The organism is Kribbella sp. HUAS MG21, from assembly GCF_040254265.1.
GTDB lineage: Bacteria > Actinomycetota > Actinomycetes > Propionibacteriales > Kribbellaceae > Kribbella.
Map to the genome: position 1 here is coordinate 2672452 of NZ_CP158165.1, position 22946 is coordinate 2695397.

Here is a 22946-nt window from a genome sequence, read left to right on the forward strand (position 1 = left end):
GATGCCATGACGGAGACGGTGCGCGCAAGCAGGCCGGGCGGACGGACCGCGCGGGTGCGGTCGGACGTGCTCGCGGCGGTGGAGGCCGAGCTGGCCGAGCACGGGTACGACGGCCTCACGATGGACGCGGTCGCCGTACGCTCCGGTGTCCACCGGACGACGCTGTACCGGCGGTGGAAGACGGTGGCCGGCCTGCTGGTGGACCTGCTCGCGGCCGGTGCCGACGACGCGTGGGAGCCGGCCGACACCGGTTCCCTCGAAGGGGACCTGATCGCGGTGAACCGGGAGGTGCACGCCGCGCTCACGGCCCGACCGTCCGTCACCCAGGCGGTGATCGCGGCGTCGTTCCGTACGACGGAAGCGGCCGAGGCGCTCACCCGCTTCTGGGAGGACCGCTACGCACGCACGGCCCGCGTCGTCGAGCGGGCGGTGGCGCGCGGCGAGATCCCGGCGGACGTCGACGCGCAGCAGCTCCTGCTCACCGCGACCGCGCCGCTCTACCACCAGTTGGTCCTGCTCCGGCAGCCCATGACCCGGTCCGCGGCCGATCACCACGCCCGGATCGCGGCGGCCTCGGTCCGCTAATTGCTTTGCCTGCGCGATCGGCCCCGCCGTACGGTGACAGCCCGCGCCCGAGGGAGATTTCGATGAGCATCACGCTGCACGCACTGGCGGTCGACGCAAAGGATCCCGCCCGGCTGGCGCGGTTCTGGTCCGACCTTCTCGGCTGGGAACTGGCCGACGGCAACGAACTGCTGCCCGACGAGAAGACCCCGTTCGGGATGCGGTTCCTGCCGAGTCCCGTCGAGGAGAAGCCGCCGAGCCACATCCACTTCCACCTGACCAGCGAGACGCCCGAGCAGCAGCAGGAGACGGTGGCGCGGGCGCTCGAGCTCGGTGGCCGGCATATCGACATCGGCCAGTCGCCGGAGGCGACCTACATCGTCCTCGCGGATCCGGAGGGCAACGAGTTCTGCGTGATCGAGGCGGGGAACAACTTCCTCGCGAACACCGCGTTCTTCGGCGAGGTCGCCACGGACGGCACGCGCGAGGTCGGGTACTTCTGGAGCAAGGCCCTCGACTGGCCGCTGGTCTGGGACCAGGACGAGGAGACCGCGATCCAGGCGCCGTCCGGCGGCCCGAAGATCGCGTGGGGCGGCCCGCCGGTCAGCCCGAAGCCGCCGAAGAACCCGATGCATCTCGACCTCACCGTGCCCGCCGGCGGCGACGTGGACGCCGAGGTCGAGCGGCTGGTGGCGCTCGGCGCCACCCGGCTGGAGAGCGGCCAGGAAGGCGCCGCCGCGATCCCGATGGCCGATCCGGACGGCAACGAGTTCTGCATCCTGACCGCACCGCGAGAGCCCGCCTCGTCCTGACCGGTCTCCGACTAGGGTCGTCCTGACGCCCTAGCTCGAGGAGGCATTGGTGACTGGTCGGTTGGCGAACGAGGTTGTGCTGGTGACGGGGGCCGCGCGCGGGATCGGCCGGGCCGTCGCGGTGAAGGCGGCGCAGGAGGGTGCGGCGGTCGCGCTCGTCGACATCCTCGCCGACCAGCTCACCGCGACCACGGCGGAGCTGGCCGAGACCGGTGCGAAGGTCGCCGCGGCGGTCGGCGACATCACCGACGAGGTGTCGGTCCGGCAGGCGGTCGGCAAGCTGACCGACGACCTCGGCGGGCCGGTCACCGTGCTGGTCAACAACGCCGGCAAGAACTCGTACGCCGACCCGGCCACCATGTCGGTGGCGGAATGGGACGACGTGTTCGACGTCGACCTGAAGGGCGCGTTCCTGATGTCCCGGCAGGTCCTGCAGCCGATGATCGACAACCGGCACGGGTCGATCGTCAACATCGCCTCGATCCACTCGAAGCTGACCCAGGCCGGCATGTTCCCGTACGCCGCCGCGAAGTCGGGCCTGGTCGGCATGACCCGCTCGCTCGCGCTCGACGTCGCGCAGCACAACGTCCGGGTGAACGCGGTCAGCCCCGGCTACATCGCCACCGACCTGCTCGAGGAGTTCTTCGACACCATCCCCGGTGAGCGGGAGAAGGCGCTCGGCGTGCATCCGCTCGGCCGCATCGGCACGCCGGAGAACGTCGCCGAGGTGGTCTGTTTCCTCGCCTCCGAAGCCGCCGCGTTCGTCACCGGCGCTAACTGGGCGGTCGACGGCGGCCTCGGCATCCGCTACGCCTGACTAGCCGGGCGGTCCCGGGTTGTACGCGCACGCCGAAGCCAGGTCGCCCGCGTCGGGTTTGGACTTGGTCTTGGGCGTGGTGCGGGGCTGGGTCGCGGTGGACGGCGGCGCTGTGCTGAGCTTGCGCGGCACCGTCGTACGCCGGACCGGGTTCAGGGCTTGCGCCACGATCGCGCGCATCCCCGCGTAGTTCGGGTTGCGGCCGTTCGGGAAGTTCCGCTTCTTGTCCAGGTCGACGTTGGTGATCTTCGCGGTCTTGACCCGCTGGCCGAGCGTGACGAGCGGGGCCAGCAGGTTCTCCGGGATGTCGGTGCGGATCAGCTGCTCGCCGGCCTGCGCGATCGCCTGGTAGTTGACCAGCACGTTCCGCGGCGTCGCGCGTTCCACGATCGCCTTGACCGTGCAGCGCTGCCGGGCCTGGCGCGCGAGGTCCGCCGTCGGTACGCCGTACCGTCCGCGCGCGAACCACAACGCGTCGGTGCCGTCCAGCTTCCGGTCCGGCCCGGGCTGGAGGTACCGGCTGGGCGGGATCTTCTTGTCGTCGTTGCCGCCGACCGGGACCGGGTAGTTGATGTTCACGGTGATCCCGCCGAGCGCCTCGACCAGCTGCGCGAACCCGGCCAGGTTCACCTGCACGTAGTAGTGGATGCGCAGCCCGAGCGCCTCGCCGACCGACACCTTCAGCACGTCGGCGCCCTCGTTGTCCGAGGGGCCGAGCACGCCGGGGTGCAGCTTCGGGATGTTCCGGTACATCGCGTCCAGGTAGAACTCCGGCTGCTCCTTCTCGCCGTTCGGGTCCCAGAAGCCGGTCGGGTAGATCTTGTGCAGCGGCGAGCCGGCCGGGAACGGCATCCGCATGAAGTTCCGGGTCAGCGAGATCAGCGCCGTGTTGCCGGTCCGGGTGTCGACGCTCGCCACCATCACCGTGTCGGTCCGGGTGCCCTGCCGGTCCGCGCCGTCGTCCGCGCCGAGCAGCAGCACGTTCAGCCGCGGGAGCTGTTGCGAGACGTCCTTGGTCGAGCTGATCGTGGGTCGCGTCTGGCTGCGCGTCTCACCGAACACCTTGGTGACCAGGTCCCGCTGGGCCATCAGCGTCTGCGCGCCGGTCGCCGTACTCACCGTCAGCGCGAAGCAGACCGCGCCGATCACCAGCGCCCCTAGGCCCCGCGAACCCGGCCCGGCGGTCAGCGGCCGGAGCATCTTGTACGACGTGACCAGTACGACGATCCACCCGAGCCCGAGCGCGGCCAGGCCGGCGATCATCCACAGCAGCCACGACGGATCGAGCGCCCACGAGATCACCGCGTCCCGTTTCCGCAGGCCGAGGTACGCCGCACCGCCGTACAGCGCGAGGCTGACGACGATCAGCGTTGCCCCGAGCCGGGTCTTGCGGGCGACGAGGTACGCCGTACCGGGGAGCAGGATGCCGAGCAGCGCGATCGCGAGGGCGCCGATCGCGGTCCGTCGTCGGGGCCCGGTACGACGTGCCCGAGTCGCGCGCGCTGCTCTGCTCGGGGTCATGACCTCTTCGATTCACTGACGCGGCAAAAAGTTGGCATGATCAACCAGGTGACCGACATTCAGGTACGGCGGGCGAAACCGGATGATGCCGAGTCCTTGGTCCGATTGCGCGGGCTGATGCTTGCTTCGATGGGCAACGACATCGGCGGGCCGGACGCGCCGTGGCGGACGACGGCGCTCGAGTGGTTCTCCGGACAGCTCAGGTCGCCGGACACGTTCGCGGCGTACGTCGTCGACGACCCGGGCGCCGGGGTGGTCGCGGGTGCGGCGGGCAACGTGTACGCGCACCCGCCGGGTCCGCGCGACCTCACGACGGTGCGCGGCCACCTGTACAACGTGTCGACCGAGCCGGCCTTCCGGCGGCGCGGGCTGGCGCGCGCGTGTGTGGTCGCGTTGATGGACTGGTTCCGGGACGAGACCGCCGTCGGCCAGGTCGAGCTGCACGCGACCGACGACGGTATCGAGCTCTACCGCGGCCTCGGCTTCATCGAGTCGACGTACCCGACGCTACGTTTCCGGACCACCAGGGCGTGACGCGGCTGGTGTCGCGGAGCGCGTTCGTCGCACAGTGCACCTCACCGCCGCCGAGGTGCGCCCAGAAGAAGTCCTCGACCCAGTGCACGCGGACGCCGCTCCGCGCGAGGGCGCGCCCGGCCGCCTGGCGGAAGACGTCCCGGCCGTGCAGCCGCGGGCCGTGCGGGTCCGGGGCGGCGAACTGGCGGTCGGTGAGTGAGAGGCCGTTCACCAGGTCGGGGGTGAGGGCCTTCAGCAGTCCGTAGCCGGGGACCTTGGTGAAGAACACCGGCAGCCGGACCAACTCGTCGGTTCGGAGTCCGGTGGCCTTGAGCAGGATCTCCAGCTGCTCGTCGATGTGCGCGGCGGCTTCCTCGTTGCCTTGGACGCCGGTGCGCAGCAGTTCGTCGACGGTCGGCTTGTGTTTCGCGTTGGTGTCCGCGAACAGGCGCTGACTGCCGCCACCTTGACGTTGCACGTCGCGCAACAGCTGTACGGCGAGGCGCGGGTCGGCGACCGCGAGCGTCCAGCCGCGGGCGTTGTTCGCGCGCACCACGTGCGTGGTCTCGTCCGCGTGGCCGATCATCAGCCAGGACGTGTCGATCACCACCGGCGGCTGGTACCCCTGGCTCGTCACCATCGTGATGAAGCCCGGATCGGGCCGACGGGCGCCCGATCCGTAGACGATCCGCCCGTGCGGATAACCGTCGTACGGCGGGAGCGTCTCGATGTTGCCGCCCATGTTCAGCAGGTCGTCGAGGCCGGGGGAGGCCTTGTCGGCGAGCTCCTGGACGATGCCGACGTCGGGGCCGCGGAGGTCGCGGAACAGCAGCCGTCCGGCCGGGCGTGGGGTGGCGGTACCGTCGAAGTCCCAGACGTTGCCGGAGCGGATGAGGATGCGCAGGGTCTGCGGCCCGCCGACGGCCGGCATGCTCGCGGTCGCCGGCTCGAAGGTGTCCTGCAACCACATGTCCTTCCAGCCGCTCGGCGTACCTTGCAGGAATCGCAGGCGGGCGCCGGTGGCGGTGGTTGCCTTACGCAACGTTTGGGCGAAGGGCCGCCACTCGCCTGGTACGCCGTCCGGGTACGGCGCGTCGCCGCCCCACCACCCGTCGCCCTTCGCCGGGCGGCCGGCGAGGACGGTCTGCGCGGGCTGCAGATCGTTCTGCAACATGAGCGGCGCGACGCGGAGCCGGACGGTGTCGGCGCTGCTCCGCCCGCGGTCCGTGACGGCCACCGTGACGGTGACCTGACCGTCCCACTTCTTTCGATCGCGGACGACGTCGCGCCCTTCGAGGTACAGCTTCACTCCGCGGCGCAGCTCTTTCGCGGACAGCGTGCCAACGGGCCGCCCACCGGCGAACACCCGAGCCTTGTCCACCGGAAAAACCGTCACCGTACCGCTGGCCGCATCCGAAACGTTGCGCAAAGCATCAACCGCCAACGGCGCCAGATCCGCCAGGTCCCGGACCCCGTTGATCCGCTCGTCCCCCGCATCATGACAAGCAGCAAGCCGATCATCAACCACCCGCCCGACCGCCTCGAGATCACCCGCGTCGACCGTGCACCGCCGCTCGTCATCATCCAAATTAGGCAAGAAGACCGCACCCCGCCCAGCAGTCCAGTCACCCTCACCGGCATCGTCGGCCGGGGTGAGCACCCCATCCCGATCCACATCCGCAGTCAGCCGCACCGCACCCGCGTCACCCGGCGACGCGCCCACGGTTGTGCTCCACGCTGGGAGGGTGGGGGCGGTGGCGGTCAGGAGGGTGGCGACGGCTGCGATCCAGCGTCTCATTGAGAGGCTCCTTTATTTGATACAGGCGTGCTTCTTCGAATGAAACTAACACGGCCGTATCAAAAACGGCAGGTGGAAATCCGCCCTCCACCCGTGGACGGAGCCGCAGAACGGGGCACAGTGGCAGGTGGACAGTGAGTACACGCCCGCCCGTGTGAGGAGCTCACCGAAATGCGCCGGAGTGTGGTCAGGTCGCTCGGACTGACGATCGCGGCACTAGCCGCTGTCGGCACCCTCTCCCAACTCCCCGCCACCCCCTTCGCCTCCCACACCTACCCCCACCACCCCGCCGCACCACCCATCCCCCGACAGACACCACCCCAGCCCGTCCTCCCACCCCACCCGCCCAATCCCCACCCCGCACCCCAGCCAGAACCACAGCCCCAGCCCCAGGACCAGCCGCAGCCCCAGGCCCAGCTGCCGGTGCAGCTGCCGGTGCAACTGCAGCCCTCGCCTCGGTCTGTGTCGGTGGCGCCTCGGGACTGGCCGTTCCTGGCTGAGTCATGGTCGGGCTGGCGTCAGCGGCCGGAGCGTCGGCTGGTGGTGCCGGGGGCGCCTGTGACAGTCGAGTTGCCGCCTGCGCCGCGGCAGGGCGTGATTTCGTATCCGGTGGTGGGGGGCGCGGGCGTACGCCGTGCTGCCTGGGGATCCGGTGGTGATTGGGACGGCGGGCACGTTGCTGCGGTTTCAGGTTGGGATTGAGCGTGGGATCGCGGGGATCGACCCGGACGAGTTCGCGCGGTTCGTGCGGGCGACGTACGGCGGTTCGCAAGGGTGGGCGTCGCGCGGGGCGTGGCGGTTTCGGCAGGTTGGGCCTGAGACCAAGCCGGACTTCACGTTGCTGCTGGTCACGCCGCACACGCGGGATCTGATCTGTGGTTCGGCGCCGGATCGGTACACGAGCTGCCGGATCGGGAACTTCGTCGTGCTCAACGTCGCCCGCTGGGTGCACGGTGTCCCGCGGTACGGCGCTGCGCTGACGACGTACCGGCACTACATGATCAACCACGAGACCGGCCACCGCCTCGGCCGCGGCCACGAGCTGTGTCCGGGCCCTGGCCGCCCGGCGCCGGTCATGCAGCAGCAGACGCTAGGTCTCCACGGCTGCACGGCCAACGCCTGGCCCTACCTGAACGGCCAGCCCTACAACGGCCGGCTGGGGCAGTACGACGACCCGATCCCTCACTCCTGAATGATCGACAACACGTTGCCTGCCGGGTCCTTGAACCACGCGATCAACGGCCCCTCGCCGCGCTGGATCCCGAGCTCGTCCTGCCCTTCGCCGTACCGCTCGAACACAATCCCCCGCGCGATCAGCTCGCGCGCCGTCGCCTCGATGTCGTCGACCGGGAAGTTGAGCGTGGTGTACTCGGCCGGCACGTGGTTGTCCTTCGGATACACGAGCACCGGGTTCCCGCCCGCGATCCGCAGCTGCAGCATCCCGTGTTCCTCGGTCACGTCGATACCCAGCGTCGTACCGTAGAACTCCTTCGCCACCGGGATGTCGTCGACCGAGAACCCGCTGAACGCCTTGGTGTCACGAAACATCTGCTGCCTCCTCGATAGCTGACACCAGCTACGTCGAGGCCAGCTGGCTCATCTCGACACTAAGGCGCAACAACCTCCGGGTGAACAGGATTGACGGCAGCGGCCACGGAGGCCGATTCGAGGCCGTCGGCGACCGTATGCAGAAGGCGGACCAGGTGCGCGGCGTCGGTCGGGCCGAGGATCCCGGTGATCACGTCGAGTACCCGGACCGTGAGGCCGTCGAGCTGCGACAGCCGGGCCTGGCCCATCGAGGTGACGGTCAGCGTCGGTGCGGTCCGGACCATGCCGAGCGCCTCCAGGTCGGCGATCGCCAGCTCCGCCTCGCCGGGCGTGATGCCGACCTGCCGGGCGACCTCGTCGGCGGTGCCGCGGCCGTTCGCGATCGCGCTCAGCACCAGGGCCGCCGGCATCTTGATCCCGATCGCCTCCTGCAGGCCGAGGATCAGCGGATGCGCGTGGCCGCGGACGCGCTCGACCGCGTCGAGCAACCGGAGCGCGTCGCCGACGTCGCTGATCAGGTGCTCGGTCTGGACGGCCGCGATCCCCGCCGGGCCGGTACGCACCGGCGAGGGCACGACGCCGCCGATCACCCGTTCGGGGACGACGAGGGCGTTCGGCACGAGCGGCTCCTCCTCGGTTCCCTCGGAGAGCGGTCTGGTGCGTGCGTCTTCGATGGTCACGCTGTCCAGCCTACGGAGCCGTTCCGACAGCTTCGGCGTGTCTTTCCTGAGGAATCCCTGTGAATTCGACGACGTCCGTCGCATACCCTCCGCCCATGCAGCTACGAGCGAAACGCGCCTTGATCATCGGCGGCGGTGGCGGCGGTATCGGCCGCGCGACGACTGAGGCCTTCGGCAACGAAGGCGCCGCGGTGGTGGTCGCGGACCTCGACCCGCGGCGCGCCGAGGAGGCCGCCGACGCGGTGCGTGCGGCGGGCGGTTCGGCGTACCCGATCTCCGGTGACGTCCGCTCGGCGACGGACATCGAGGCGATGGTCGCGGGGGCGGTCGAGCAACTCGGCGGCCTCGACGTGCTTGTCACGGTCGTCGGCGGGCAGGTCGCGTTCGTGCCCGCGGTGAAGTTGCACGAGATGGCCGACGAGGACTGGGACACGATCTACGAGGTCAATCTCCGGTACGTCGCCCGCGCGGTCCGGGCGGCGCTCCGCGTCTTCCTCGACCAGGGCACCGGCGGCGCGATCGTCAGCGTCGGGTCCGTCACCGGGTTCATGGCCGCGCCCGAGCAGGCGGCGTACGGCGTGATGAAGGCCGGACTGCTCAGCCTGGCGCGGACCGTCGCCGCGGAGTACGCCCGGGACGGGATCCGGATGAACGTCGCCGCGGCCGGCGCGATCGCGACCGCGGTCGCCAACGCCGTCGTCGACGCGGGGGTCGTCGAGGAGATCCCGGCCGGCCGGTTCGGGCGCTCCGCGGAGGTCGCCGCGGCCGTCGTGTACCTGGCCTCGGACGCGGCGTCGTACGTCACCGGGCAGCAGCTCGTGCTGGACGGCGGCGTCTCGGTCCGGGGGCCGTTCGGGTAATCGAACAGCTGCCCGAAGAATGGCCGTGAAAAAGTTTTGGCGGGCGGCCAGAAAATCCGGATCCGGGCGTGACCTCGGCTCGGCGTCCTCCGTTGGATCTGACGTGACGGTGAACACAACACGGCGCATCGTCACCGCGCTCGCCCGCGTTTTCCAGGCCGTCCACCCCTCGATGTAACAGCCAGGAGGACCAGTGACAACCGCCACCGCCACCCAGACCGTTGAGCGCCGACGTGTCCGTGTCTGGTTCGGTGAGCACGTGATCGCCGACTACAACGCCGAGCCGGCGTTGGCCGAGCGGTACGCAAACGCCATGAGCCGTCGGTTCGCGGGTCTGCGGGTCACCAACGACCCGATGCCCGCCGTCGACAAGCTCCCCGACCCCCTGCCCGGCGAGCGCATGTGGGACGTAGCACCCCGCTGACAAGGGCTCCGGTACCTTTCGCGTTCCGTTCTCACCAGACAACCCACGCGGAACGTCGCCAGGTCGAGTCGCCTCACCTCGACCACCCAAAGGGCACCGGTCATCGGGCGGTAGGCGAAGGTGGCGCTCTGCCCCTCGCCTGCCGCCCGCTTTCTCCCCTGTTGAAATGCGCCTGACGAAAACAAATCCCGTTCGCACCGGATCCCCCAGGTCCGGTGCGAACGTTTTTCACTTTCCGGCGTAGTACTCCGGTTTCATCTGGATGAGCTGGACGTAATTGCCGTCCGGGTCGATCACGGTCGCGAACCAGCCGATGCCCCGATCCTCCGGGTGCACCAGCCAGGTCACGTCCAGGGTCCGCAGGTGGCCGGCCGCGGCCTCGATGTCGTCGACCGCGAAGTTCACGATGTGCCGCCCGGGCTCGGCGTTCTTGCCCGCGACGTCGTCGCGCTGCTCGATCACCAGACCGAACCCGCCGAGGTCCAGGTTCCCGTACCCGTCGACCTCCGCCCGGAAGCCGTCGCGGTACCAAGCCTTCAACCGCTCGGCGTCGGCACTACCGAGCAACATGCTGTTCAGAACGGGCTTAGCCACGATCTCTCCTCTCACTGACAACTGACGACGCTACGTCGGAACCACCACCCCCTTCTCGACACGGTCCGCCCGGCGCGACCCGGTCGCAGGAGGCCGGAACGGTTCACCCGGCGCACATCTCGTGGTCATGGAAAAGCGCGATGATCCCGCCGGAATTCCGCCACGAGAGGACAGGTCGATGGGCCACACGCACTCGCACGGTCATGGGCACGGGCACGGGCATGGGCACGGGCATGATCACGAGCATCACCAGCCGAACACCGAGTTGGACCAGGCGACGTTGGCCGCGCTCGACGAGTCGGTGCCGGATCGGGAGCTGTCGCCGGCGGAGGTGTCGCGGCGGGCGTTGCTGCGTTCGGCCGGGATCCTCGGTGGTACGGCGGCCCTCGCGGTCAGCGGCGCCCAGCTCGCCGCGGCGACCGCGCCGCGCGACGGGTGGGTCTTCCAGCAGGGCAGCCGGCCGAACGTCTGGCTGGCCGGCGATCACCACATCCACACCCAGCTGAGCTCCGACGGCATGTACCGCGTCATCGACCAGGCGCGGCACGCGACGGCGTACGGGCTGGACTGGCTGGTCATCACCGACCACGGCGGCGCGACGCACGCGCGGATCGGCGTCGACCTGGTCAACCCGCAGATCAAGGCGGCCCGCGCCGAGCTGCGCGACACGCTGATCTTCCAGGGCCTGGAGTGGAACATCCCGGCCGCCGAGCACGGCACGGTCTTCGTCGCGCCGGGCAGCCGCGAGGTCGAGGTCCTGAAGCAGTTCGAGAACAGCTACGACGGCAGCGTCAAGGGCGCGAGCGCGAACTCTCCGGCCAACGAGGCGCTCGCGGTGTCCGGCATCCAGTGGCTCGGCCAGCAGGTCGACCGGCGCCGGGTCGCGGACGCGCTGTTCCTGGCCAACCACCCGGCCCGCAACGGCATCGACAGCCCGCACGAGATCCGCAACTGGCGCGACGCCGACCCGCGGATCGCGATCGGCTTCGAGGGCGCCCCGGGCCACCAGGCGGCCGGCCTGCCGAAGCCGCTCGGCGGCGGCAGCGCGCGCGGGTACTACGGCAACGCGCAGAACCCGAACTCGTTCCCCGGCTACCCGGCCGAGAGCTACCGCACCTGGGGCGGCTTCGACTGGATGACCGCCACCGTCGGCGGCCTCTGGGACAGCCTGCTCGCCGAGGGCAAGCCCTGGTGGATCACCGCGAACTCCGACTCGCACGTGAACTGGAACGAGACCGCCCGCCGCCCCGACGGCTCCAGCCAGGCGCAGTTCGACCGCGACGGCCGCTACATGGACCCGGTCTACGGCAACACCGTGAACACCACGGCCGGCGACTTCTGGCCGGGTTTCTACAGCCGCACCCACGTCGGCGCCGACCGCCGCGACTACCTCGCGGTGATGGAGGGCCTGCGCAACGGCCGCGTCTGGGTCGACCACGGCGCGCTGGTCAAGGGCGTCGAGGTCGAGGTCCGCGAGGTCGGCAAGCGGTACGGCGAGCCGCTCGGCGGCGCGCTGCTCGTGAAGAAGGGCCGGCCGATCGAACTCGTCGTCCGGATCACCACGCAGACGCTGCCGAACTGGGCGAACTTCGTCCCGGCGCTGAACCGGGTCGACGTGATCCGCGGCTCGGTGACCGGCCCGGTCGGCGACAAGGACACGATGACCGCGCCGGACACCAAGGTCGTCAAGCAGTGGGACACCGCGGGCAAGCGCGGCACGTTCGAGCTCGTGTACCCGCTGGGCCCCGCCGAGGAGGCGCAGTACGTGCGGGTCCGCGGCACCGACGGGAACCGCAGCCAGCCCGGCTACCTCGGTGCGGCGGTGGACCCGGCCGGGCCGAAGCTCGACGTGGTCGGCGACGCGGACCCGTGGGTCGACCTCTGGTTCTACACCAACCCGATCTGGGTGCTCCCCAAGTAAGGCACCCGAGTAAGGAAACCTGTTGTGATCATCGCGATCGACGCCGGCAGCACGGACACGGCCGCGGCCGACCACCTGCTGTACGACCTGATCGGCGGCCTGGACCAGCCGGTCGTCGCCCTCACCCACATGGTGGCGGGCGACGACCGGCCGCACGTCGCGGTCTCGCTGACCAGCACCGCCGACCTCGCCGACCCGGTGCGCGCGATGGTTGCCGACCGCAACGTCGGGCTGGCGATCACCCGGCCCGGCGCCTCCGAACCGGAGCTCGCCGGGCCGAGCCGGCTGGTCCGCGGCGCGTACGTCGCCGCGGTCGAGGCCGCCCTCGGTACGACGGGACGCGTGGTCCGCTGGCCCGGTCACGAGCAGGCGCGCGGCGTGCTGCCCGCGGCCGAGCTGCGGACCCGCTGCGGGATCGACCGCCTGGAAGGCATCGGCGGCGTACCGGTCGAGGACGACACGCTGATCGACACCCTCGACTTCGTCCGCCCGGTCCGCCGCGACGGCCGCCTGGTCCTGCAGGTCCAACCGGCCGCCGGCAACGTCCTCATCCCGTTCGAACTCCAGCACCAGCAGAAGTGCTGCGCGGATCATTGAGTGGCACCGAGCTGCAGGCCATCACAATCGAGCCTGTCGGCGGGTTGTGCGCTCAACGCGGTGTTCGCCTGCGGATTGTGATGGGCTGGCGATCGCTATCCCCAAGCCGACGAGCCTCGTAGTACGTCGGGGAGTTCGCCGACGACGCCCAGGCGTTGGGTGCAGCGGGTGAGGGCGACGTACAGGTCGCGGAGGCCGCGGGGTGACTCGATGACGATGCCGTCGGGGTCGACGACCAGGACCGAGTCGAACTCGAGACCCTTCGCCTCGCGCGCGGTCAGCACCGTGACGCCGGTGAGCCCGTCGACCGCCTCCTGGATCAGCTCGAGCCGGCTGCGGGACGTGATCACGCCGACCTCGCCGTACGCCGTCTCCTCGGCAGCCATCTTGTAGACGGTCAACGCCTGCTCAGCCGCCGGTACGTCGAGATGCCAGGGCTTCACGCCCGTGGACCGGACCGACTGCGGAGCCCGCGCCGACGGGTCGACCTCGCGCAGTACGGCGTTCGCGAGTTCCATCACCTCGGCCGGCGTGCGATAGTTCAACGTCAGCTCGGCCAGCCGCCAGCGCTCGCCGAACGTCTCGCCGAGCGCCCCGGCCCACGTCGTCCCGCCACCGACGGAACTCGTCTGCGCCACGTCGCCGACCACCGTCATCGACCGCAGCGGGCACCGGCGCGCGATCGCCCGCCACGCCATCGGCGACAGCTCCTGCGCCTCGTCGACGATCACATGCCCGTACGTCCACCGCCGGTCGGCGGCGGCCCGGTCGGCGAGCGTCCGGTCGTCCTCGGCCTCGTACCGCTCGGCCAGCGCCTCGGCGTCGAGGATGTCCTTCGCGGTCAGGATCTCCGCGTCGTCGTCCTCGTCGAAGTCCGTCGACCCGGACCCGGACAGCACGTCCAGAGCGCCTTGTGCATAAGCGATCGCGCGTGCCCGGGCCGCCCGCTCCCGCGCCGCCTCGGTCCCGTCGTCACCGAGCAGCTCCGCCGCCTCGTCGAGCAGCGGTACGTCGGCCGGACTCCAGTCGGCGCCGTACCGCAGCAGGTGCTCGCGATCCAGTGCCGACAGCTGCGGCGCCGCGGACGCGAGCCGGTCCTCGTCGCCGTACAGGTCCTCGAGCAGCTTCTGCGGACTGAGCAACGGCCACAGGTTCTCGAGGAGCGCTTGTACGGCGGGCTCGGCGAGGACCTCGTTGCGCAGCTCGGCCAGGTCGTACTCGTCGAGCAACTGCTCGCCGTCGAGAGGATCGGTACCGATCAGGTCGGCGTACTGCTGGGTGAGGTGATCGGTGATCTCGTTGAGCACGAACGGCCGCGCCTGGTTGTGGGTCAGGTTGCGGTTGCGCACGCGCGCGTGGACCGCCTCGCAGACCGTCGGCTCGAGTGTCAGCACGGTCCGCTCGACGGTCACCCGCACCGGCTGCTCGGGGATCCACTGGCGATCGGCGACCGCCTGCGCGATCACCTCGGCCATCACGGTCCGGCCCTTCACCTCGGCGCTCTCCGGCGATTCCGGGCGGGTGGCGGTCAGGCCCGGGTACAGCTCGGCGATCGTGACGAGTCGTACGCCGTCCTCACCGAGCGACGGCAGCACCTGGCCGATGAACCGCAGGAACGCCGCATTCGGCCCGACGACGAGAATTCCGCGCTTTTCCAGTTGTTCGCGATGCGTGTAGAGCAGAAATGCCGCGCGGTGCAGCGCGATCGCGGTCTTCCCGGTGCCGGGCCCGCCCTGGACGACCAGGATTCCGGGCAGTTCGGAGCGGATGATCCGGTCCTGGTCGGCCTGGATCGTCTGGACGATCGACTCCATCCGGCCGGTGCGGCGCGCCTCGAGTGCCTTCATCAGCACGGCCTCGCCGATCACGCCGGTACCGGGCTTCGACGGGTCGGCGGCCTCCCGGCCGAGGTCGAGTTGCTCGTCCTGGACGTCGACCACGCGGCGCAGCCGGGTCTGGACGTGCCGGCGGCGGACGATGCCGTGGTTGGCGACCGCGGTCGCGACGTAGAACGGCCGCGCGGCGGGGGCGCGCCAGTCGACGAGCAGCGGTTCGTACTCGTCGTCGTGCAGGCCGAGCCGCCCGATGTGCAGGATCTCGCCGTCGGCGGTGTCCAGGCGGCCGAAGTACAGCCCCTCCTCGGCGGCGTTCAGCCGGGCCTGCCGGAGCTTGAGGTCCCGGATCCGCCCGTCGCGCTGGTTCAGCGCCTGGGCGTTGCGGGTCCGGACCAGCAGTTCGTCGGCGGTCCGCGCCTCGGTCCGCGCGCGCTCGGTGTCGAGCGCGGCGTAGAAGGTGATCAGGTTGGCCTGTTCGGCGTCGACCGGATTCGGCAATTCCTACCCCTTGTGTTAAAATACGTCCCGTTGGCTTTCAGGCCGCATTTCTGGAATTCTTCCGACGGCAGCCACAAATCCTTGAGTTTATCCCGGTGCCGGGTTTTCCTGTAGTGGTGTTCCACGGAATCGTCCCGCCGTACCTGCTCGAGCAGCTCGAGCGGACCGCGGCCGACCCGAACGTCCGGGCCCGGATCCGGCAGTCGCTGCGGCACGACGCAGTCCTGCGCACGCGGCCCGCGGCCGGCCGGGAACCCGCCGCCGCGGCGGGCGGCCGGAAGCGCGCGGTGTACGACGCCGAGAACGGCACCGACCTGCCCGGGACGCTCGCCCGGTCCGAGGGCGACGAGCCCGTCCGGGACGAGGTGGTCAACCAGGCGTACGACGGCACCGGCGCGACCTGGGACATGTACCAGCAGTGCTTCGGGCGCGACTCGATCGACGGCGCCGGGCTGGTGCTCAGCTCTACGGTGCACTTCGACCGCGGGTACGCGAACGCGTTCTGGGACGGCGCGCGGATGGTGTTCGGCGACGGGGACGGCGAGATCTTCGGCCACTTCACGGCCGCGATCGACGTCACGGGTCACGAGCTGACGCACGGCGTCACGCAGTACACCGCGAACCTCGTGTACGAAGGTCAGTCGGGTGCGCTGAACGAGAGCCTCTCGGACGTCTTCGGCTCGCTCGCGAAACAGCACGCGCTCGGCCAGAGCGCCGCGGAGGCTGATTGGCTGATCGGGGCCGGGTTGTTCCTGCCGGGCGTGCAAGGTGTCGCGCTGCGGTCGATGAAGGAGCCAGGGACGGCGTACGACGATCCGCGGCTGGGCAAGGACCCGCAACCGGCCGACATGTCCGGGTACGTCGACACGGACGACGACAACGGCGGCGTCCACATCAACTCCGGCATCCCGAACCGCGCGTTCTACCTGGTCGCAACGGAACTCGGCGGCAACGCGTACGACGACGCGGGCCGCATCTGGTACACGACGCTGACGTCCGGCAACCTGCCGCAATCCGCCGACTTCAAGACCTTCGCCACAGCCACCCAGACCGCCGCCCGCACCCTCTTCGGCGAAGACGCCCCACAACTGGCCGCAGTCACCAATGCCTGGCAGACAGTTGGGGTCCTCGACTCGGACTCCGAGTTGCTGACGGCTGCGCAGAGTGGGTTGCAGCCTTCGGCACCGCCTTCGCAGCCGCCGCCTGAGCGAGAGGGTTCTGCCGGGTGACGGCACGGGAATGGCTGTGGCCGGTGAACGCGGCGGCCACGGTGGTGACTGGTGCCGCCGCGATCGCGCAGCCGGTGACGATGCTGTCCGCGCCGTGCGACATGCCGTGTGATCCACACGGCTACGTCGCGATCGCCGTACCCGAACCTGAGACGGGTTTGACCTCAAGTCATGTTGAGGTATTAGCGTCGATGAAGTGACAGTTCATCCGCTCCGGCTCGTCGTGCTGACGCGCAACCTCGAGCCGGGGCGGTTCGGTACCGCGGTCACGCGCTGGTTCGCGCGTGAGGTCGAGCGGTCCGACGAGTTCAAGCTCGACCTGATCGACCTGAGCGCCGTACCGCTGACCGACCTGCCGCCACGCATCGCCGACGCGGACGCCGTGATCATCGTCACGGCCGAGTACAACCACGCCTACCCCGGCGACGTGAAGACAGCGATCGACGCCGTACGCCGACCTTGGTACGCGAAGCCCGTCGGTTTCGTGGTGTACGGCGGACGCTCCGGCGGCCTGCGCGCTGCCGAGCAGCTCCGGCTCGTCTTCGGCGAGCTGCACGCGGTGACGATCCGCGACAGCCTCGGCTTCCGCGAAGAGGACTTCACCGACGCCGGCGAACCGGCGGACCCGACGACGAACGCGGCCGCCGCCGCGATGCTCCGCCAGCTCGCCTGGTGGGCCCGCCCGCTGCGCGACGCCCGCGCGGACACGCCGTACCCGGAATAGGTTCCCGCGGGCGGTGGTTGGGGGTTGGACGTGAGCGCCGAACCGATGCCCCTGTCCGTGCTCGACCTCTCGCCGGTGCCGACGGGCACGCGGCCGTCGGAGGCGCTGCACGAGACGCTCGAACTGGCCCGCACCGCGGAGGCCGCCGGCTACCACCGGTTCTGGCTGGCGGAGCATCACAACATCCCGAGCGTGGTGAGCACCAGCCCCGAGGTGATGATCGCCGCGGTGGCGGCCGCGACGTCGACCATCCGGGTGGGCTCCGGCGGCGTCATGCTCCCGAACCACTCGCCGCTCAAGGTCGCCGAGACGTTCCGCGTCCTCGGCGGGCTGTACCCGGACCGCATCGACCTCGGCCTCGGCCGCGCGCCCGGCACCGACCAGCGCACGGCGCTCGCGCTGCGCCGCAGCCGCGAGGCCCTCGGCGCCGACGACTTCACCGAGCAGTACGCCGAGCTCCGCGCGTACGCCGAAGGGTTCCCGGCGGGGCATCCGTTCGAGCCGATCAGCGCGCAGCCGGCCGACGTACCGCTGCCGCCGGTGTGGATCCTCGGCTCCAGCACGTACGGCGGTCAGGCAGCCGCCGCGCTCGGCACCGGGTTCGCATACGCCGGGCACTTCGGGACGCTCGACCCGGCCGGCGTGATCTCGGCGTACAAGGCGAACTTCCGGCAGCTCGAGCACGTGGGCGAGCCACACGCGATCCTCGCGCTGGCCGCCATCGTCGCCGAGACAGAGGAGCGCGCGCAGCAGCTCGCCCGCGCCAACGCACTCTCCATGCTCCGCCTCCGTTCCGGCCGTCCGGGCCCGCTGCCGTCCCCGGAGGAGGCCGCTGCCTACCCGTGGTCCGACGCGGAAGAGGCCGCCGTCGAGGAGTGGGCAGGCCTGGTGTCGGTCGGTACGTCGGACCACGTCGCCGACGACCTGCGTCGCCGCGCGGACTCCGCCGGGGCCGACGAGCTGATCATCACCACCAATATCCACAGCCCGGCCGAACGCCGCCGCTCGTTCCAGCTGCTCGCCGAGGCCTGGGGCCTCAAGCCGCGGTAGCTCTCAACCGCCGCGGACGTGCTCGAAGATCAGGCTCGTCTCGGCGTGGCTGACCGCGGGGTCCGCGGTCAGGTGATCCAGCACGAACTCGCGGAGTGCGTCCGGTGTCGCCGCGGAGACGTGCAACAGGTAGTCGTTGGCGCCGCTGACGTGGAACAGCGACAGCACCCCGGGCAACCCGGGGACCTTCCTCCGGAACCGGTCGATCTCGTCGCGCGAGTGCGCGCCGATCCGGATCGCGATCAGCGCCTGCAGCGGCTGACCGAGCGCGGCCAGGTCCACGTCGGCGTGGAAGCCGCGGATCACCCCGCGCTCGCGTAACGACCGGACCCGGGTCAGGCATGTCGACGCCGCGATCCCGGCTGCCTCGGCGAGCGCGTTGTTCGGCATCCGGCCGTCGGCCGTGAGCAGCTGGACCAGCTTCCGGTCCACCTCGTCCAGCCCTTCCGGAACCGGCCGCGGAGCCGGTCCGGGGCTCCGACGATCCTTCGGCATTCCCCCACTGTAGAGCTCGTCCACAGAATCCACAGCGTGTGGACAGGCCTGTGGACGAATTTTCTTCGGAACTCTTGCGGCTCAATCGCAGAAGATTCCATCCTCACCAGCACCACCACGGTGAGGAGGCCCCATGACCCAGCTCGACACCCGCTCGGTGCACGCCGGGCGCGACGACCTGGCCGCGCTCGGCGTCCACGTCCCTCCGATCGACCTGTCCACGACCTACCCGCTGCCCGGCGTCGGCGCCGGCGGAGCGTCGTACGACGAACTCACGCAGGGCCGCGGCCCCGACGGCGGCAGCCTCGTCTACCAGCGGCTGTGGAACCCGACCGTCGCGCGCTTCGAGGACGCGCTCGCCGAGCTCGAGCACACCGACGGCGCGGTGGCGTTCGGCTCCGGGATGGCCGCGCTCACCGCCTGCCTGCTCGCCACGGTCGCCGCGGGCCGCCCACACGTGGTCGCCGCACGGCCGCTGTACGGCGGCAGCGACCACCTGTTGTCCACAGGCTTGCTGGGGACAACCGTGACGTACGTCGACCCGGGCGCGGTCGGTGCCGCGATCCGTCCCGACACCGGGCTGGTGATCGTCGAGACACCCGCCAACCCCACCGTCGACCTGGTCGACATCGCGGCGGTCGCCACCGCGGCGGGCGACGTACCCGTGCTGGTGGACAACACGTTCGCGACGCCCGTCCTGCAGCAACCGGCTCGGCACGGGGCGAGCCTGGTGTTGCACTCGGCAACGAAGTACCTCGGTGGTCACGGTGACGTCATGGGCGGCGTCGTCGCGGCCGGCGTGGAGTGGGTCGGCCGGCTCCGGCAGATCCGCGCTGTGACAGGGGGCCTGCTGCACCCGCTGGCGGCGTACGAACTGCATCGGGGACTGCAGACGCTGCCGGTGCGAGTACGGGCGCAGCAGGCGACCGCGATCAAGGTCGCGGACTGGCTGTCCGCGCAGCCGTCGGTCGAGCGGGTGTACTACCCGGGGCTGAACGATCCGGCCGGGCTGATCGGGCGCCAGCAGGCAGGTCCCGGCGCGGTGCTCGCGTTCACGCTCAGCGGCGGGTACGAGGCCGCCGAGCGTGTCACGAGCGGACTGCGGCTGATCACGCACGCAGTCTCGCTGGGCGGCGTCGACACCCTGATCCAGCACCCCGCGGCGCTCACCCACCGCCTGGTCGCCGCGCAGGCCAAACCCTCCGAAGGCCTCCTCCGCCTGAGCCTAGGCCTCGAGGACCCCGAAGACCTCACCACCGACCTCGCCACCGCCCTCGCCCGCCTCTGACGACTTCTTTGGGCACCCGCCAACCATCTCGCCGCCGTCAAGCTGGTTGGTGGGTGCACAAAGTGGGCTCTGCTGAGGGCAGAACGGGATGCGGGATCTGCTGAGGGCAGAACGGGAGCGGGTGGGACTTGCGGGGTGGCACACTCGGTACAGGAGATCCGGAGGCGAGGAGGGCCCGTCGTGTTGCTACGCCAGGTGATCGGTAACGTGTTCCGCCGGCTGCGGCGCGAGCGGGGAATCACCCTGCGTGAGCTCGCCGAGCTGGCCCAGGTGTCGGTGCCGTACCTGTCCGAGATCGAGCGCGGCCGCAAGGAGCCGTCGTCGGAGATCCTCGCAGCGATCTGCCGGGCGCTGGACCTGGAGCTCTCGGACCTGCTGTCCGAGGTGCAGTTCGACCTGACCACCGCGGTCCGGTCCACGCTGCCGATCCAGCTGCAGACGGCCGCGATCCGCGTCGAGGACCGCTCGGCGCGCCGCATCCCGTCCGGCCCGCGCGCCTACTCCGCGTCGGCCACGGCGTACACGCTCGTCGCCTAGAACCGTTCCCGCCCGGCGGCGGACGGGGCATAGCCTGACCTGCGTGAATACTGCGGTGAAGTACGTCGTCCGGTTCCCGGTGGACGATCGCGAGCTGTCCGCGCTGCATGCGGCGGCGTTCGAGGGCGAGCCGGAAGTCCAGCCGTGGGCGGAGCGATTGGAGCGCTGGGCGCTGACCTGGGTCGGCGCCTTCAGCAACGATCAGCTCGTCGGCTTCGTCCAGGTGTGCTGGGACGGCGGCGCGCACGCATTCGTGCTGGACACCGCCGTCCATCCCGACCACGGTCGGCAGGGCATCGGCCGGCAGCTCGTGCTGACCGCCGCCGAGGAGGCTCGCAAGGCGGGTTGCGAGTGGCTGCACGTCGACTACGAACCACACCTGAAGGCCTTCTACGAAGACGCGTGCGGCTTCCGCCCGACCGATGCGGGGCTGCTCAAACTCCGATAGCCGTCAGTCGCTCGGTGGAGATGCACGAGGTCAGGCAGCGTTCCTTCGCGTCGCCGAGCAGGTCCGCGGTCCAGGTGGTGAACCCGCCGTCGCCCAGTTCGTCGCCGGCGCGGCCGATGCCGAGCGCCGTACCGGCGTAGTAGCCGGCGCTCTTGGTCCGCGCGGTGTCCTCGGTGAACGCGACCCCGAGCGCCGGCCGGACCGTGTCCTCGATCCGGTCCCGCAGCGCGGTCTCCTTGAACGCGGTGAACGTCAGCTCCGCCTTCTCGCCCAGCACAGCGTGCCAGAACCTCAGGTGGTCGGTCAGCAGCTCGGCCTCGGTGCGGCACGACCCGGTGTCGCGGGCGCTCGACACCAGCACGAACAGCTCGAAGTGCGCCGACATCCCCGGCGCGTCGAACGTCTGCGCGCGGACGACCCGCTGACACGCCGCCAGGTGCACCCGGTCCTGCCCGGCGCGACGTCGTACGGCGGCCTCGATCGCGAGCTCGTTGGTGGGATCGCTGGCGACCTCGGTACCGCGGATCGTGCCGACGACCTGGTGCTGGTTGATCGGCGCCACCGCCGAACACGTGCCCAGCGGCGTCAACGGCGAGAGCTGCACGCCGGCGAACTTCTCCGGCAGCACCTCCCACAGCCGCTGCTGCGTCTTGACCAGCTCGCGCGGGTCGACGCTCGACGGCTGGACGAAGCGGTCCTGCTGCCAGCGCTGCAGCAACCGCGCCGGCTTGACCTTGGCGGCGCGCTCCCGCGTCACGTCCAGCAGGACGGACTGCAGCTCGGACTGGCTCAGGCCATGCACGAGGGCGTCGCGGCTGCCGGCCGGCAGCTTCGCCCAGAACCGTTCGCTGACGTCTCCCATCGCTCCACTCTCGCCGAAATTCCCCCTGATCCGCGCGCCATTTATGTCGTATCGTCGACACCATGAGATTTCCGAGTCCGCATCTTTGACCTTCGGACCGAGGGCTGTCGGTCCGCATCGTCGCGTTCGCGTCGCTGCAGGACTTCATCCCGCTCTACCCGCTCTACCAGCTGCTGTTCGCCGACCACGGGCTGTCGGCTGCCCAGATCTCGACGCTGTTCGTCATCTGGTCGGCGACCGGGTTCGTCCTCGAGGTGCCGTCCGGCGCCTGGGCGGATTCGTACTCGCGGCGCAAGCTGCTGATCCTCGGCGCGCTGGTCGGCGCCCTCGGGTACGCCGCCTGGATCACGCTGCCGTCGTTCGCCGGCTTCGCGCTGGGCTTCACCCTGTGGGGTACGTCGTCCGCGCTGATCTCGGGCACCTTCGAGGCGTTCGTGTACGACGAACTCGCGGCCCGGGACCGCACCGCGCGGTTCGCGACGCTGCTCGGTCGTGCGCGCTCCGGGTCCTTCGTGATGAACCTGGCGGCGACGGCGCTCGCGGCGCCGCTCTTCGAGCTCGGCGGTTACACCCTGGCCGGTGTGGTCAGCGTGCTCAGCTGTCTGGCGCAGGCGGTCGTGGCGTGGTCGTTGCCCGAGGCGCGTCCGGTGGAGGCGGCGCGGGAGGCGGATGAGCCGGGGGCGCGGGCGGCGTTCGGCAACTATCTGCACCTGCTGCGGTCGGGTGTGTCCGAGGTTCTGACGAGTCGGGTGGTCAGGCGGTCCGTCCTGCTGGTCGCCCTGCTCGGCGGGTTCCTGGCGTTCGACGAGTACTTCCCGCTGCTCGCCCGGGAGACCGGTGCGGCGACCGAGGTGGTCCCGTTGCTGATCGCGGGAACCGTTGCCGCGCAGGCGATCGGCGGCGCGCTCGCCGGTCCGGCGTACAGGTTGCCTGCAGCAACCTTCGCCGCCGGGATGGCGGTGACCGCGGTGCTGATCGCGACCGGCGCGCTGAGCGGTTCCGCGTGGGGCTTCCTGCCGATCGCGATCGGGTACGGCGTGCTGCAACTCGTGATCGTGGTGTCCGAGGCACGCCTGCAGGACGCGATCACCGGGCCGGCGCGGGCGACCGTGACGTCGGTGTCCGGCCTGTTCGCGGAGGTGTCGGCGATCGCGGTGTACGGCGGGTTCGCGCTCGGGTCGGTGTGGTTCACGATGTCGATCCTGGTCGCGGCGTTGACCGTGCCGGTGCTGCTGACCGCGTTCGTCGTACCGGTGGCGCTGCCGGAGCCGCGGAGTTCGTCGGCCGCCGAAGTGTCGGAGACCTAGCCTCACATGATGTGCAGACAACAC

At 70.5% G+C, this 22946-nt stretch carries 25 protein-coding genes; 17 read left to right on the forward strand and 8 right to left on the reverse strand.

Going from position 1 to position 22946, the window contains the following annotated elements:
* The first annotated feature begins 6 nt into the window (after window positions 1–6).
* From ABN611_RS12990 to ABN611_RS13000, 3 genes are all read left to right on the forward strand, one after another.
* Window positions 7–585 carry a TetR/AcrR family transcriptional regulator gene (locus tag ABN611_RS12990; protein WP_350280097.1) on the forward strand — a complete coding sequence of 193 codons (579 nt, stop codon included), beginning with the start codon at window positions 7–9 and terminating at the stop codon, window positions 583–585.
* Between the two features lie 62 nt (window positions 586–647).
* Complete coding sequence (locus tag ABN611_RS12995) at window positions 648–1376, forward strand: VOC family protein (RefSeq protein WP_350280098.1); 729 nt, start codon at window positions 648–650, stop codon at window positions 1374–1376.
* A gap of 49 nt (window positions 1377–1425) precedes the next feature.
* Window positions 1426–2193 carry a glucose 1-dehydrogenase gene (locus ABN611_RS13000; protein ID WP_350280099.1) on the forward strand — a complete coding sequence of 256 codons (768 nt, stop codon included), beginning with the start codon at window positions 1426–1428 and terminating at the stop codon, window positions 2191–2193.
* On the opposite strand, the gene ABN611_RS13005 is transcribed toward ABN611_RS13000, so the two are convergent.
* Window positions 2194–3714 carry an LCP family protein gene (locus tag ABN611_RS13005; RefSeq protein ID WP_350280100.1) on the reverse strand — a complete coding sequence of 507 codons (1521 nt, stop codon included), beginning with the start codon at window positions 3712–3714 and terminating at the stop codon, window positions 2194–2196.
* A 48-nt stretch (window positions 3715–3762) separates the two neighbouring features.
* Here ABN611_RS13005 and ABN611_RS13010 point away from each other — a divergent pair, with 48 nt between their 5' ends.
* Window positions 3763–4248, forward strand: a complete 486-nt coding sequence (locus tag ABN611_RS13010; RefSeq protein WP_350280101.1) for a GNAT family N-acetyltransferase — start codon at window positions 3763–3765, stop codon at window positions 4246–4248.
* On the opposite strand, the gene ABN611_RS13015 is transcribed toward ABN611_RS13010, so the two are convergent.
* Window positions 4199–6025, reverse strand: a complete 1827-nt coding sequence (locus tag ABN611_RS13015) for a protein-arginine deiminase family protein (RefSeq protein WP_350280102.1) — start codon at window positions 6023–6025, stop codon at window positions 4199–4201. The two genes, ABN611_RS13010 and ABN611_RS13015, sit on opposite strands and share 50 nt — an antisense overlap.
* A 655-nt stretch (window positions 6026–6680) precedes the next feature.
* On the opposite strand from ABN611_RS13015, the gene ABN611_RS13020 reads away from it, so the two are divergent.
* A complete protein-coding gene (locus tag ABN611_RS13020) occupies window positions 6681–7217 on the forward strand; it encodes a DUF3152 domain-containing protein (protein ID WP_350280103.1) in 537 nt (178 codons plus the stop codon).
* Here ABN611_RS13020 and ABN611_RS13025 read toward each other — a convergent pair.
* Both ABN611_RS13025 and ABN611_RS13030 read right to left on the reverse strand, forming a co-directional pair.
* Window positions 7208–7573, reverse strand: coding sequence for a VOC family protein (locus tag ABN611_RS13025; RefSeq protein ID WP_350280104.1), 366 nt, complete (start codon window positions 7571–7573; stop codon window positions 7208–7210). The two genes, ABN611_RS13020 and ABN611_RS13025, sit on opposite strands and share 10 nt — an antisense overlap.
* A gap of 59 nt (window positions 7574–7632) precedes the next feature.
* Window positions 7633–8253 carry a MarR family transcriptional regulator gene (locus ABN611_RS13030; RefSeq protein WP_350280105.1) on the reverse strand — a complete coding sequence of 207 codons (621 nt, stop codon included), beginning with the start codon at window positions 8251–8253 and terminating at the stop codon, window positions 7633–7635.
* Window positions 8254–8348: 95 nt separating this feature from the next.
* Between ABN611_RS13030 and ABN611_RS13035 the strand changes: the two genes are divergently transcribed.
* Both ABN611_RS13035 and ABN611_RS13040 read left to right on the forward strand, forming a co-directional pair.
* Entirely contained in the window at window positions 8349–9113 is a 765-nt protein-coding gene (locus ABN611_RS13035) for an SDR family oxidoreductase (protein ID WP_350280106.1), read from the forward strand.
* Between the two features lie 193 nt (window positions 9114–9306).
* Entirely contained in the window at window positions 9307–9537 is a 231-nt protein-coding gene (locus tag ABN611_RS13040) for a hypothetical protein (protein ID WP_167204431.1), read from the forward strand.
* Window positions 9538–9765: 228 nt separating this feature from the next.
* Here ABN611_RS13040 and ABN611_RS13045 read toward each other — a convergent pair whose 3' ends face one another.
* Window positions 9766–10131, reverse strand: a complete 366-nt coding sequence (locus ABN611_RS13045; RefSeq protein ID WP_350280107.1) for a VOC family protein — start codon at window positions 10129–10131, stop codon at window positions 9766–9768.
* 178 nt (window positions 10132–10309) lie between these two features.
* Between ABN611_RS13045 and ABN611_RS13050 the strand changes: the two genes are divergently transcribed.
* On the forward strand, window positions 10310–12052 hold the full coding sequence (locus ABN611_RS13050) for a PHP domain-containing protein (RefSeq protein ID WP_350280108.1): 1743 nt from the start codon (window positions 10310–10312) through the stop codon (window positions 12050–12052).
* 24 nt (window positions 12053–12076) lie between these two features.
* Entirely contained in the window at window positions 12077–12649 is a 573-nt protein-coding gene (locus tag ABN611_RS13055; protein ID WP_350280109.1) for a hypothetical protein, read from the forward strand.
* Between the two features lie 95 nt (window positions 12650–12744).
* Here ABN611_RS13055 and ABN611_RS13060 read toward each other — a convergent pair whose 3' ends face one another.
* On the reverse strand, window positions 12745–14982 hold the full coding sequence (locus ABN611_RS13060) for an AAA family ATPase (RefSeq protein WP_350280110.1): 2238 nt from the start codon (window positions 14980–14982) through the stop codon (window positions 12745–12747).
* 116 nt (window positions 14983–15098) lie between these two features.
* Here ABN611_RS13060 and ABN611_RS13065 point away from each other — a divergent pair, with 116 nt between their 5' ends.
* The 4 genes from ABN611_RS13065 to ABN611_RS13080 are packed head-to-tail and all read left to right on the forward strand — an operon-like array spanning window position 15099 to window position 17985.
* Window positions 15099–16211 carry a M4 family metallopeptidase gene (locus tag ABN611_RS13065; protein WP_350280111.1) on the forward strand — a complete coding sequence of 371 codons (1113 nt, stop codon included), beginning with the start codon at window positions 15099–15101 and terminating at the stop codon, window positions 16209–16211.
* Complete coding sequence (locus ABN611_RS13070; protein ID WP_350280112.1) at window positions 16208–16411, forward strand: hypothetical protein; 204 nt, start codon at window positions 16208–16210, stop codon at window positions 16409–16411. The genes ABN611_RS13065 and ABN611_RS13070 overlap by 4 nt, the downstream gene beginning before the upstream one ends.
* On the forward strand, window positions 16408–16935 hold the full coding sequence (locus ABN611_RS13075) for an NAD(P)H-dependent oxidoreductase (RefSeq protein ID WP_350280113.1): 528 nt from the start codon (window positions 16408–16410) through the stop codon (window positions 16933–16935). The genes ABN611_RS13070 and ABN611_RS13075 overlap by 4 nt, the downstream gene beginning before the upstream one ends.
* Before the next feature lie 30 nt (window positions 16936–16965).
* Window positions 16966–17985 carry an LLM class flavin-dependent oxidoreductase gene (locus ABN611_RS13080; RefSeq protein WP_350280114.1) on the forward strand — a complete coding sequence of 340 codons (1020 nt, stop codon included), beginning with the start codon at window positions 16966–16968 and terminating at the stop codon, window positions 17983–17985.
* A 3-nt stretch (window positions 17986–17988) separates the two neighbouring features.
* On the opposite strand, the gene ABN611_RS13085 is transcribed toward ABN611_RS13080, so the two are convergent.
* The gene (locus ABN611_RS13085; RefSeq protein ID WP_350280115.1) at window positions 17989–18480 is read right to left on the reverse strand and encodes an Lrp/AsnC family transcriptional regulator; all 492 of its coding nucleotides are present in this window, start codon (window positions 18478–18480) and stop codon (window positions 17989–17991) included.
* Between the two features lie 133 nt (window positions 18481–18613).
* On the opposite strand from ABN611_RS13085, the gene ABN611_RS13090 reads away from it, so the two are divergent.
* From ABN611_RS13090 to ABN611_RS13100, 3 genes are all read left to right on the forward strand, one after another.
* The gene (locus tag ABN611_RS13090; RefSeq protein WP_350280116.1) at window positions 18614–19768 is read left to right on the forward strand and encodes a PLP-dependent aspartate aminotransferase family protein; all 1155 of its coding nucleotides are present in this window, start codon (window positions 18614–18616) and stop codon (window positions 19766–19768) included.
* 180 nt (window positions 19769–19948) lie between these two features.
* Window positions 19949–20305 (forward strand): helix-turn-helix transcriptional regulator, encoded by a 357-nt coding sequence (locus ABN611_RS13095; protein WP_350280117.1) that lies wholly within the window; start codon window positions 19949–19951, stop codon window positions 20303–20305.
* A 43-nt stretch (window positions 20306–20348) separates the two neighbouring features.
* On the forward strand, window positions 20349–20753 hold the full coding sequence (locus ABN611_RS13100) for a GNAT family N-acetyltransferase (protein WP_350280118.1): 405 nt from the start codon (window positions 20349–20351) through the stop codon (window positions 20751–20753).
* Here ABN611_RS13100 and ABN611_RS13105 read toward each other — a convergent pair.
* Complete coding sequence (locus tag ABN611_RS13105; protein ID WP_350280119.1) at window positions 20740–21615, reverse strand: hypothetical protein; 876 nt, start codon at window positions 21613–21615, stop codon at window positions 20740–20742. The genes ABN611_RS13100 and ABN611_RS13105 overlap by 14 nt on opposite strands.
* Window positions 21616–21788: 173 nt before the next feature.
* Here ABN611_RS13105 and ABN611_RS13110 point away from each other — a divergent pair, with 173 nt between their 5' ends.
* Window positions 21789–22922, forward strand: a complete 1134-nt coding sequence (locus ABN611_RS13110; protein ID WP_350281636.1) for an MFS transporter — start codon at window positions 21789–21791, stop codon at window positions 22920–22922.
* Window positions 22923–22946: the final 24 nt, after the last annotated feature.